This is a genomic window from Wolbachia endosymbiont of Drosophila incompta (genome assembly GCF_001758565.1).
GTDB lineage: Bacteria > Pseudomonadota > Alphaproteobacteria > Rickettsiales > Anaplasmataceae > Wolbachia > Wolbachia pipientis.
On the sequence record NZ_CP011148.1, the window covers coordinates 1,057,246 to 1,068,658 of the forward strand.

At 35.1% G+C, this 11,413-nt stretch carries 12 protein-coding genes; 5 read left to right on the plus strand and 7 right to left on the minus strand.

Annotated elements, in window-relative coordinates; all coding sequences use genetic code 11:
* Both mraY and WG67_RS04775 read left to right on the plus strand, forming a co-directional pair.
* On the plus strand, positions 1-855 hold an 855-nt coding region (gene mraY / locus WG67_RS04770), incomplete at its 5' end, for a phospho-N-acetylmuramoyl-pentapeptide-transferase (protein WP_458694923.1).
* Between the two features lie 6 nt (positions 856-861).
* Positions 862-1,458, plus strand: a complete 597-nt coding sequence (locus WG67_RS04775; protein WP_070356974.1) for a ribonuclease HII — start codon at positions 862-864, stop codon at positions 1,456-1,458.
* Positions 1,459-1,461: 3 nt separating this feature from the next.
* On the opposite strand, the gene virB9 is transcribed toward WG67_RS04775, so the two are convergent.
* The 3 genes from virB9 to WG67_RS04790 all read right to left on the minus strand — a co-directional run bounded on the left by virB9 (position 1,462) and on the right by WG67_RS04790 (position 3,202).
* Positions 1,462-2,244 carry a P-type conjugative transfer protein VirB9 gene (gene virB9, locus WG67_RS04780; protein ID WP_010082330.1) on the minus strand — a complete coding sequence of 261 codons (783 nt, stop codon included), beginning with the start codon at positions 2,242-2,244 and terminating at the stop codon, positions 1,462-1,464.
* Positions 2,245-2,429: 185 nt separating this feature from the next.
* Positions 2,430-2,885, minus strand: coding sequence for an outer membrane lipid asymmetry maintenance protein MlaD (gene mlaD / locus WG67_RS04785; RefSeq protein ID WP_010082331.1), 456 nt, complete (start codon positions 2,883-2,885; stop codon positions 2,430-2,432).
* Between the two features lie 2 nt (positions 2,886-2,887).
* Entirely contained in the window at positions 2,888-3,202 is a 315-nt protein-coding gene (locus tag WG67_RS04790) for an NADH-ubiquinone oxidoreductase subunit NDUFA12 family protein (RefSeq protein WP_007548590.1), read from the minus strand.
* A 64-nt stretch (positions 3,203-3,266) separates the two neighbouring features.
* Between WG67_RS04790 and WG67_RS04795 the strand changes: the two genes are divergently transcribed.
* Genes WG67_RS04795 through purF form a run of 3 tightly spaced genes read left to right on the plus strand, consistent with a single transcriptional unit; the run spans position 3,267 to position 7,301 of the window.
* Positions 3,267-4,733 (plus strand): proton-conducting transporter transmembrane domain-containing protein, encoded by a 1,467-nt coding sequence (locus WG67_RS04795; RefSeq protein WP_070356975.1) that lies wholly within the window; start codon positions 3,267-3,269, stop codon positions 4,731-4,733.
* 53 nt (positions 4,734-4,786) lie between these two features.
* Positions 4,787-5,890 (plus strand): rod shape-determining protein RodA, encoded by a 1,104-nt coding sequence (gene rodA, locus WG67_RS04800; RefSeq protein WP_010963045.1) that lies wholly within the window; start codon positions 4,787-4,789, stop codon positions 5,888-5,890.
* A 25-nt stretch (positions 5,891-5,915) separates the two neighbouring features.
* Complete coding sequence (gene purF, locus WG67_RS04805; RefSeq protein WP_070356976.1) at positions 5,916-7,301, plus strand: amidophosphoribosyltransferase; 1,386 nt, start codon at positions 5,916-5,918, stop codon at positions 7,299-7,301.
* On the opposite strand, the gene WG67_RS04810 is transcribed toward purF, so the two are convergent.
* The 4 genes from WG67_RS04810 to ruvA all read right to left on the minus strand — a co-directional run bounded on the left by WG67_RS04810 (position 7,283) and on the right by ruvA (position 10,427).
* Entirely contained in the window at positions 7,283-7,822 is a 540-nt protein-coding gene (locus WG67_RS04810) for a DNA-3-methyladenine glycosylase (protein WP_038199418.1), read from the minus strand. The genes purF and WG67_RS04810 overlap by 19 nt on opposite strands.
* A gap of 60 nt (positions 7,823-7,882) precedes the next feature.
* Complete coding sequence (locus WG67_RS04815; RefSeq protein WP_070357064.1) at positions 7,883-8,800, minus strand: hypothetical protein; 918 nt, start codon at positions 8,798-8,800, stop codon at positions 7,883-7,885.
* A 77-nt stretch (positions 8,801-8,877) separates the two neighbouring features.
* Positions 8,878-9,858 (minus strand): Holliday junction branch migration DNA helicase RuvB, encoded by a 981-nt coding sequence (ruvB, locus tag WG67_RS04820; protein ID WP_010963048.1) that lies wholly within the window; start codon positions 9,856-9,858, stop codon positions 8,878-8,880.
* Positions 9,855-10,427, minus strand: a complete 573-nt coding sequence (gene ruvA, locus WG67_RS04825; RefSeq protein WP_070356977.1) for a Holliday junction branch migration protein RuvA — start codon at positions 10,425-10,427, stop codon at positions 9,855-9,857. Before ruvA ends, ruvB begins: the two co-directional genes overlap by 4 nt.
* Positions 10,428-11,413: the final 986 nt, after the last annotated feature.

Below are 11,413 nucleotides of genomic sequence, written 5' to 3' on the forward strand. Positions count from 1 at the left end.
AGTCATTTAATAACAAAAAAGAATGTACCACCTATGGGCGGAATAATAATACTGATTTCTTCTTTATTACCAATTTTACTCTGGGCTCAGTTAACACCAGAAATTTTGCTGCTGATATTGATAACTCTATTTTTTGCTCTACTTGGATTTATTGATGATTATTTAAAATTGAAGACAAATCACTATCGAGGTTTAAGTGCAAAAACCAAAATACTTATTCAGTTTATTGTTGCTCTGGTTGGTGTGTTTATACTTAAGCTATACTCTGCTGAATGTTTTACAAAAACGTCCCTATTTAAAGGAGTAATAATAGATTTTGGCTATCTATATGTTCCGTTTGCTGCGTTTGTAATTGTCGGCTCTTCTAATGCTGTGAATCTCACAGATGGTTTGGATGGCCTTGCTGCAACTCAAGTTATCACTTCCTTTGCTTTTTTGGGGCTAATTGCATATATAACTCAGGCAGATATGAATATTACTTTATTCTGCATTGCATTTATAGGAGCTATTCTAAGTTTCTTGTGGTTTAACACACATCCAGCAAAAATATTTATGGGTGATGTTGGTAGCTTGTCGGTAGGTGCGGCTTTAGGGTTAACTAGTGTCCTAATTAAAAGAGAAATGCTTTTTGCCATTATTGGAATAATCTTTGTAATAGAGACTCTATCTGTTATTATTCAGATATCATATTTTAAATATACAAAGTTTAAATATGGAGAAGGAAAAAGAGTTTTTCTTATGGCACCAATACATCATCACTTTGAGAAGAAGAGATGGTCAGAAAATGTAATCGTTATGAAATTTTGGATAATTTCTATTATCTGTTCAGTTTTTACTATAACTTTCTTATTATAAAAACCTATGAAATACCCAGACTTTACATTAGAAAATAAATTATCAGGAGTGATAGCAGGAGTGGATGAAGTTGGAAGAGGTCCGCTAACTGGTCCAGTAATATCCGCAGCCGTAGTGTTTATTGATAGAAATACAATTATTGATGGAATCAACGACTCGAAAAAGTTGACTCCTCAATGTAGGCAAGTCCTATATGAAAAAATAACATCCGTTGCAAAATTTGGTATAGGAATGGCAAGCGTAGAAGAAATAAATTCATACAATATCTTGCAAGCAACAAAGCTTTCAATGAAACGTGCGTTGATAGACTTGGACCTAGAATTAGATTATGTACTAGTTGATGGTAATCAACCACCTGAAGTGAAATGGCAAGTGAAATCCATAGTAAATGGTGATAATTTGAGTACATCAATTGCAGCAGCTTCAATCGTTGCAAAAGTTACGAGAGATCGGCTTATGCAAGAATTGCATAATAAGCATCCTGAATATAATTGGTATAAAAATAAAGGATATGGGACAAAAGAGCACCTTAACGCTATTGGCCTTTATGGAATTACAGAACATCATAGAAAAAATTTTGCACCCATATCTCGGGCATTATAGCCTTTACCCTTTTTTGAAAGGTATGGTTTCATTAAATAGGCAAACTGTACTCGATCCATTCCTTAAGGTAAACACTGAACTTACCCTTTCGATTATCAGGTAGTTATCAACTGTACGGAAATTTACTAAAGACTCATATCCTGCAGAATCAACCATAAAAACTGCCGGAAAATCAGAGTTTATTTTATTGAATTGTAGATATGTAAATTTTCCGTCATCAAAAACCTTAATTGGTATTATTGACTGACTACCTTTGACGTGCGAGATGGAATAATTAAAATTTAATCCCTTCTTTACAACTTCAATATCATTGATATCAGGAATAATGGTATGACTAGCTTGTTCGAAGATATCACCGTTATTTGTTGTGTAAATCTCATCACTGCTAAATAGTGGATAAAGAAACCTTACTTCATATGCTAATCTTGGATCATCTAGTCCAGTTGCTTCTTCAGCATGAAGTTCAAAGTAATAAACTCTTTTATTGGTAATTATAGTTGCATTAGTATCGGCAATATCATCTATAGGCTTAATAAACAATCTATTACCTTGAGGAAGGAGTTGCCAACCAGTTGAATCACCCATTGAAAGGTTTTGTATTACCTCCCCTGGTTCAAACAATATACTGGACTGATAACCATAAAAACCCGTATACTTATGTATAGCTTGTGGGTTATAATTTATCACCTTTATGTGATTATCTCCAGCTATTGAACGTGGCTCCTGTTTTGCAAGTGCATCACTACCACAGAGGAACAACAGTACGGCAAACAGTAAACCAATCATAATATCAAAATAAATTAATTTTCATTTTATCATTGATAGACATGCACTGCAACTATTAAGGCACTTTCTATACTATAAACCCCAAAGCAAGCGGTAGAAAAGGCAAGAAATAAGGCAAACTCCTTAAATACTTTAGAACTACAGGAGGCTTTACCTGAACGGATATACTTGGAATCCTGCCATTTTCACTTTGTAAACATACCAAGAATTCTGTCCATTATTCCACCCATATTTGCTTCAGCTTGAGTATACTCTATTTTACCACCATGCAAGATTAGTTTAATATCTGATCCAGGTGATATATTAACAAATTTACTGCCAACAACTCCACTGCTAGTGATCAGAGCTGAACTATCAATTGGCAATTTTATGTCTTTGCTTATACACATATCGATTCGTGCTACGTAGGTAGCTTTGTCAAGTGATACACCAGTTATGCTTCCAACATCTACACCAGAGATCTTGACACTATCACCAACTCCTATACCGTTAGCGTTAGCAAAAAGACCATATATTTTATTGCAATCCTTATAGTTTTTCTTTATGTAAGATAGCTTATCAATAGCAAAGAAAATCAGAAAAATAGTGAAAATTAATACAAATAATCCAGCGGTTATTTCAAGTATATTTGACCTTCGCATCTTTAGTTATCAGGACTCCAGCTTTTATAGTAATTTTTCACTTTTTGGTTTGGATAGTATGCATCTTTTGTACCCGTTAAATTAGGAGTATGTTTTACTTTTCTTTTTTTATTATTAACTGGTACTACATTATCAGTATAGTGAAGCCATATATGCCATTCCGGAGGCACTGTTGTAGGCTCAGAGACACTGCTATACATAACCCACCTTTTTCCTTTACTTGATTCATAGTAAGAATTTCCATTTTCATCTCTTCCTACAAATTTATCTTCTCTTCGTAATAGGCGTTTTATTGCGTTACAAATTTTAGATAACATAAGGGTATTAAAACAAAAAGTATTATATATACTAATACTTTAACGATATATTAACAACAATTTAATGCAATTACCAATCTTACAAGTTATTATACCAATAATTGCATCAATGTTTTGCTTTCTTGCCAAGAAACACAAGGTATCTTGGTTTATTTCTTTTATTGCAACAACAATCACTCTTATCATTTCATCAATACTACTCATTAAAACATATAAAGGTGAAATTATAACTTATCACCTTGGAAATTGGGCTCCTCCGTATGGAATAGAGTTAAGAATCGACGTGTTAAACTCCTTGATTCTAACTTTGGTGAATTTTATAGCGCTGATTAGCGTGCTTTATAGCTTTTATATTAACGAAAAAGAAATTAGCAAAAACAAAATCACTGGTTTTTACTTTCTATTTCTACTGTGCTTAAGCGGACTGCTCGGGATTCTAGTAACAAACGACATATTTAACCTTTACGTTTTCTTGGAAATTTCATCTCTTTCTTCTTATGTATTAGTTTCAATGGGAAGGGATAAAAAAGCCTTGGTTGCAGCATTTGAATATCTAATTAGTGGAACAATAGGCGCAACATTTTATTTATTTGGCATCGGGCTCTTGTATTCAATGACTGGAACGCTCAATATGTCTGACATGGCTGAAAGAATAGTTCCATTACACGATAACAACATCATAAAACTTGGCACGTTGTTCATTTTTATTGGTCTCTCAATCAAAATGGCACTGTTTCCATTAAGCAGGTGGCTGGTTAATGCATATAGTGAGGCGCCAAGTTTCATTAGCATATTCTTTTCAGGCACAGTGACAAAAGTGATGATATATGTTTTCATCAGAATCTTTTATACTGTTTTTCATCAAAATTTCTTCTTATTTAAACCATCACTAAGCAACGTGATAATTATCCTCGCACTTTGCGCTGTTATATTTGGGTCGATATTTGCAATAACCGCAAAAGACATAAAAAGACTGCTTGCTCACTCTAGTATTAGCCAAATTGGTTATATAATTTTAGCACTGAGTTTTAACTCAAAAACAGGTGTATTCGCAGCAATTCTTCACATAGTAAACCACAGCATAATAAAAACATCTTTATTTATGGCTGCAGGATGTATTTCTTACAAATTTGATACAACAAAAATAGAGAATTTATCGGGACTCAAGAAATCAATGCCTTATACAGCACTTGCGTTCACTCTACTCAGTTTAGCATTAATCGGTGTGCCTTTAACAAATGGCTTTGTAAGCAAGTGGTATATAATGAAAGCAATTATCGAATCTCATGCGTGGATTTCCCTTGTAACATTTGCTGCTGGCTCTTTCCTTGCATTGATATATATGTGGAAGATGGTAGAGAAAATGTATTTTGAAAATGATGCAACGTCACGCACTGGAATGACACCGGACAAAATTAATGATGTGCCATTTCCTATGCTTTTCTGTCTATTGTTTATGGCAGTTTTAACAGTAGTAACTGGAATATATAGCACTCCAATTCGGTTAGTAGTTGAGAAGTTGGTTTTTTGATTTTTATCTTTGTTTCATATTTTACTATACTTTAAGGTTATAAGGTCTTTATTGTGGATAGACTGAAGAAGATTCATTGGTTGTTAGTCATTAACGTGATAGCGCTGTTTTGCGTTGGCATTGTTGTTCAATACTCTTCTGCTGGAGGAAAGTGGGTGCCATTTGCGATTCACCAACTGGTCATATTCTCCTTCTTTTTCCTACTTGCTATAGCTATGTCATTCATAGAGCTAGATTTTTATTTGAAGCACGCCTACTTTTTTTATGTAGCAGCAGTGATTTCGCTATTAGTAGTGAATTTTTTTGGCTCACACATAATGGGTGCAACAAGGTGGATAAGAATTGGATCAATTAGTTTGCAACCATCAGAATTTGCAAAAGTAGGCTTAATACTTGCGCTTGCTCGCTATTTTGATAAGCAGAGTGTATATAAAATGATGGAATTTAAAAGATTGCTTAAGGCACTTATAATTATTTTCTTACCCGTGTTCTTGGTGTTAAAGCAACCTAATTTAGGCACAGCTGTGATAATGTTATTTATAGGGATATCAATTATATTCACAGCAATAATAAAAAGATCTCATTCGGTAATATGTGGAACGCTTGGCATTTTTGCAGTACCGGCTATTTGGCCTTTTTTACGTCCTTATCACAAGCAAAGGATATTGTCGTTTTTGGATTCATCAGTGGATCCACTTGGAATAGGTTATAATGCGCAGCAATCTCAGATAGCTATTGGTTCAGGAGGTTTGCTTGGTAAGGGCTTTGTTAACGGAAGTCAAACTCAACTTGGATTTTTGCCGGAGAAACGTACAGATTTTGCTTTTGCAGTGCTGAGTGAGGAATGGGGATTTTTAGGTAGCATGGCTTTAATTTTGCTTTATACCTCATTACTTGGCATAATTTTCTCTATCGCTTATAGGTCGAAAAATTATTTTTCTAAGTCGATATCTATCGGCATTTTCGCCTTTTTTAGTGCTCATTTCTTTATAAACATCGGAATGACAATGGGCCTCTTACCTGTGATAGGCGACCCATTGCCATTTCTGTCCTATGGAGGAAGTACAACTGCTGCAAGCTTAATATGCATAGGATTATTGCTGGCAATAAAAGCAGATGAACAACAAAATGCTTGTATTTTACCTATGCTAAAGTAAAATTAAATTTTACTTAATAGTTTTTATGCTAGATGAAATGCGTGAGGAATGTGGGGTATTTGGCATAAGTTGCAACCAAAGTGCTGCTTTTAACTCTATACTTGCTCTCCACGCTTTGCAGCATAGAGGTCAAGAGTCTTTTGGCGTAGTAACCAGTAACAACGATAAGCTGCACTCTTATCACTTTCAAGGTCAAGTGAGCAGCGTATTTGATGATATAGATGAAATAAAGAAATCCTTACCTGGAGATTGTGCAATAGGTCATGTTCGATACTCAACAAGTGGTAATAAGTTTGGAGTGCAGCCCATGTTTAGCAAAAGTGGCAAATTTGGGGATTTCGCCATAGCACATAATGGTAATTTAATTAATATTTCTCCGATACGCGAACAATTGATTAAACAAGAGTGCGTTTTTCAGTCAGATATTGATACAGAAGTAGTAGTGCATCTGACAGCAAGCGGTGAAAAAGATAGCTTTTTAGAGAGTTTTATATATGCATTAAAGCAAATACAAGGTGCTTATTCTTTTGTTGCAATCAATCAAGAAGTAGTTATTGGAGTACGTGATTCATCTGGAATCAGGCCTCTTGCTTTAGGAAAGTTAAACGGTTCTTACGTTCTTGCATCTGAAACTTGTGCTCTTGATATAATAAATGCAGAGTTTGTTAGAGAAATAGAACCAGGCGAATTAGTTACCATCAGTTCGGGTAGTAAGCTAGCCTCAATGTTTCCTTTCCCACAGCAAAAATCAAGTTTTTGTATTTTTGAATACGTTTATTTTTCAAGACCAGACAGCATAATGGAGAATAGGTCTATATACGATACAAGAAAAGAAATAGGAAGAATACTTGCAGAAGAGAGCCCACCAAAAAACAATGTAGATATGGTTGTACCAATACCTGATTCTGGAATACCTGCAGCTATTGGATATGCAAAGCATTCAGGATTACCTATGGAACTGGGAATAATTCGTAATCATTACATAGGAAGAACTTTTATACAACCAACCGCTGAAGTACGTAAAGTTAGAATAAAATTAAAATTCAATGCTAATAAGCACACTTTGAAAGGTAAAAACATAATTTTAATAGATGATAGTATAGTGCGTGGTAGTACGTTAACAAATATAATAGTTATGCTAAAGGATGCAGGAGTAAAAGAGATTCACCTCAAAATTTCAAGCCCACCAATTAAGCATTCTTGTTTTTATGGAATAGATACGCCAGAGTGCAAAGATTTAATTGCTGCAAATAAATCTGTAGAGGAAATTAAGGAAGTTATAGGAGTAGATAGCCTAGCCTTCTTGAGTATTGATGGATTATATCAGGCTGTTAAAGGAGAAGTGCGTAACAATGCTACACCACAATATTGTGATGCTTGTTTCACTGGTGATTATCCAATTGGCAAATAGTCTACGCAAGATCTTAAGTTTTTAAACCGCCAAAATTTCTCTTGGCCTTTACTAATTCCGATTCTCGGAGTGCACACATAATCTGGTTTGAGGTGAGATTCATAAACACAAAATTCGTGGCTTATAGTAAGGTCCTGTTTGTTATGTTCTTTTGTAATATTTAATCTTTTACACAATATTCCTGGCCCACCTAAATTTGCCTCAAGCGGTTCAATGAGCTTTAATCCCCGTATTAACACTGCTGCTGGGAACCCTTCTGCTTCTGTTACAATATTTAAACAGTAATACATTCCATATATAAAGTACACATATGAAAACCCCGGCATACCAAACATTACTGAGGTTCGGTTAGTATAACCCTTAGCTGCATGACAAGCTGGGTCACTCATTCCTATATAGGCTTCAACTTCGGTTATTATTCCACTAAAGTTAGAAAATTTCAGCATCTTTCCTAGTAACTCCCCGGCTACAACCAAAGTTGGCCGCTCGTAGAAATTTCTTGGTAGTATTGTGTTGCTCATCATAAAAGTATAAGTTACTTGCAGATGCAAGCAACTTATACTGAATTTTCACTACTTTACCTATTTTGAAGCAGCAGGAGCTTGATGCTTTTGTGATGCGCCGCTCAAGTCTTCTACATTTGTTGAATGCTGCTCCAAAAATTTTACTTCTTCAGAGCTTTGTTGTAATTGTGTTTGTGGCAATTGTGATGCTAACACTTCATGTAAAGGCTTTGCTTCATATTGCCTTCCTACTTTTACTTCTTTATGTGCAGCTAATTGCTCCATAGTAACACCATTACCCTCAATAAGTTCTACGGAGCCATTATCATGAATATTAATTTTAATATTACATTCTTTTCCTTGAGCATTCCACTTTAAAGTCATTTGATATGACCCATTAGCTACTTCATAAATTCTTGTTCCATGTTCATCAACCCGGCAACTTAGCCCCCTTGCTTTACTTTGAGGTAGCAATAATGTAATTGCTTTCACGCCATATTGTTTACACAAATCGTTATTTAGAATGTCACTCATGCTTATTTCTTTTGTATTACTACCTATCGCAATTCTTACGGCAGGCTCAATAATATTATCTTCATTTTTGCTTTCTTTAAGTTTTATAAATTCTATATCATTATTTTCTATATTTTTAGATATCTCTTCTTTAATTTGTTCAGCAATTTTGCCTATAATGTTCTTACCACCATATTTATTCTCATCCCGAGCAGTATATGTACATATACCATTACTATCCTTATGAATATAAGGTTTTGGTTTCTTTTTATTAGTGGTATTAGTAGAAGTGTTGTTCTGCATTATAAAGAACTCATTCCATTCTTCTGCATTATTAAGAGTGACGTATTTAGGTACGTTCTCATCTAGTGTTGATTTAGGTACATTTTTAGTATCCGAAATCGAATTATTATCAGAAGGACTGATATTTAGATTAGAAGAAGTTTCAATTAAAGATACAGTTTCAGTGCTATTAGTTAACATATATGCCTCCATTATTTTTAATATATAAATGTTGGCATATAGATACCACGCCAATTAGTCAATATAAATTATGATGTTTAATGTTGAAAGCTCAAATACTCCTTTGCTTGATCGGTTAGAACGCGCCCTCTTGGTGTGCGCTTTACAAAACTAATTTTGATTAAATAAGGTTCTACTGTTTCTTCAATATTGCCAACATCTTCGGATAGCGCAATAGATATGGTGTCAATTCCAACAGGGCCTGAAGTGTTGAATAAAAATCTTAGATAATTCATATCAAGTTTATTGAGTCCCATTTTATCTACACCCAATTTTAGTAATACAGAATCAGCGACTTCATAAGTAATTTTTTTATCATCTTTCACTTCAACAAAATCCCTTATTCTTCTGAGTAACCTCAAAGCAATTCTTGGAGTGCCGCGCGCACGGCAGGCAATTTCCCGTGCTGCATCCTCTTCAATTTCAGCAGAAAGAACTCTTGCGCCTCTTTTTATAATATTAACCAGCTCCTCAAAGGAATAAAACTCAAGATGCAAAGGAATGCCAAAACGATCTCTGAGTGGCGCAGAAAGTAATCCAAGCCGTGTTGTTGCTCCAATTAGCGTAAATGGTGGTAGATCTATCCTTAAAGTGCGAGTAGATGGACCTTCACCTACTAATATGTCCAGGCAAAAATCTTCCATAGCAGTATATAAAACTTCTTCGATGCTGCGATTTAATCTATGAATTTCGTCGATAAATAGAACATCTTTTGCATTTAAAGTGGTAAGCACTGCGGCCAAATCTCCAGCTTTACTAAGTAAAGGACCAGAAGTTGCGCGAAAGCTAACTCTTAATTCTTTAGAAACAATTTGTGCTAAAGTTGTTTTGCCAAGCCCTGGAGGACCATATAATAAAACGTGATCTAAAGCTTCAGTTCTCGTCTGTGCAGCGTTTATAAACACTTTTAAATTTTGTATTAAGTCTTTTTGCCCGACAAAATCATCAAGTTGTTCAGGCCTGATGTTGATATTGCGCACATCTTCAGTATATTCTTTACCGCACGATATTGATTTCATAGTATTGAAAGCTCCTTAAGCGCCATGCGAATAATATCCTTAGTGTCCAGATTTGGCCTGTATTTTTTTATCGTATCATAAGCTTTCATTTTTTCATACCCAAGATTGATCAATGCTGAAAGGGCATCTTCATTAATTGGATGAAAATTATTGTTATTTATTTCTAGTTTACTCACTTTGCCACTCAATTCAGTGATGATTCGATTTATGAGTTTCAGGCCAAGTCCGCTCATCTTGAGTGCTACTTTATCTTCATTCATAATTGCCAAAAATAGCTGTTCTGGAGTTAATTTGCCCAAAATTGACATTGCAGTTTTATAGCTAACGCCGCTTACTTTGACAAGCAACCTCAAGCACTGCTGTTCTTCTTTGCTTATAAAACCATATAGCTGAGCGACATTTTCTCTGTGATTTGCATAGGTTTCGATAAGTAATTTAACTCTACTTCCGATGGAACATGCATTTAAAGTTTTGGCTGAAAGATACACCATATAGCCAACATCATTCACATTCAGGATTATGTGATCACTGCGCACTTCATCAACTATTCCGCTTAGATTTCCTATCATTTTTAACACTATATAGAGTTCAGTTTAAATACTCCTGGATCTTAGGTCAAGCAAACGAACATTATAACAGGGAAACGTGGCTAAAAAACCACTTGACAAACTCCGCCAGCCCCCTTATCATAAACACTGAAGCTATTTATTTATCTTCTCTGTACAGATTAAATGACAAAAAACTCACGTATCTGGCGTCTCATGTTTAATTTTTTGCACTATGTGCACTCTATGTCTTTATCAAATTTCTGGGTTTTTACCTACACAAGCTGAAATACGCTTATAAAGCATTTAAAACATTAAAAAACGCCAACTTAAAAAATGGATAGTGAATAATTAGCTACCCTAGGGTTTCTTTTGCCTTTTTTTCTGTTTAGTAAATTTCTTAATGTTTATAATTTAGATTAGTTGCAGCTTAAAAGCAGCTGAGTCGTGGTTATTAAGCGTTTAGAATAAAAAAACGCCATACTTGAAAGTATAATGTAAGTAATTAGCCAACCACGGGGCTTCTTTTGCCTTTTTTTTATTTGGTAAATTTCTTAATGTTTGTAGCTAAACGACAACCGTCATCCCGCTGCTTGTTAGCGGGATCTATGTTAAGGTATGACGGTTAAGTAAGGGATCTATGTTAAGAGATACCGCGAATGAATCGCGGTATGACGGTGTAGATAGTAATTCGTCATCCCGCTACGTGTTAGCGGGATCTCTTGTTAGCGGCCGAGATACCGCGAATGAATCGCGGTATGACGGTGTAGACGATGGTTAAGTATCCCGCTGCTTGTTAGCGCTTGTTAGCGGCCGAGATACCGCGAATGAATCGCGGTATGACGTAGGACTGCTGTCATCCCAGTGCGTGGGCTTTGTTGCATCGCTCTTCGGATAGTAGGTAACGCACAATAAATTTATGAAGCTATCTCAAATTTAGCCATACCAATATCAGTGAACTTATTGAGCAAATAGCATTTAACAAGTAGTTCCTTCTCTCTATTTGTCTC

Coding starts and splice junctions, on each gene's coding strand:
- WG67_RS04775 (WP_070356974.1), top strand. CDS start 862: ATGAAATACCCAGACTTTACATTAGAAAATAAATTATCAGGAGTGATA.
- ruvB (WP_010963048.1), bottom strand. CDS start 9,858: ATGAAATCAATATCGTGCGGTAAAGAATATACTGAAGATGTGCGCAAT.
- WG67_RS04815 (WP_070357064.1), bottom strand. CDS start 8,800: ATGTTAACTAATAGCACTGAAACTGTATCTTTAATTGAAACTTCTTCT.
- ruvA (WP_070356977.1), bottom strand. CDS start 10,427: ATGATAGGAAATCTAAGCGGAATAGTTGATGAAGTGCGCAGTGATCAC.
- mlaD (WP_010082331.1), bottom strand. CDS start 2,885: ATGCGAAGGTCAAATATACTTGAAATAACCGCTGGATTATTTGTATTA.
- WG67_RS04790 (WP_007548590.1), bottom strand. CDS start 3,202: ATGTTATCTAAAATTTGTAACGCAATAAAACGCCTATTACGAAGAGAA.
- purF (WP_070356976.1), top strand. CDS start 5,916: ATGCTAGATGAAATGCGTGAGGAATGTGGGGTATTTGGCATAAGTTGC.
- virB9 (WP_010082330.1), bottom strand. CDS start 2,244: ATGATTGGTTTACTGTTTGCCGTACTGTTGTTCCTCTGTGGTAGTGAT.
- WG67_RS04810 (WP_038199418.1), bottom strand. CDS start 7,822: ATGAGCAACACAATACTACCAAGAAATTTCTACGAGCGGCCAACTTTG.
- WG67_RS04795 (WP_070356975.1), top strand. CDS start 3,267: ATGCAATTACCAATCTTACAAGTTATTATACCAATAATTGCATCAATG.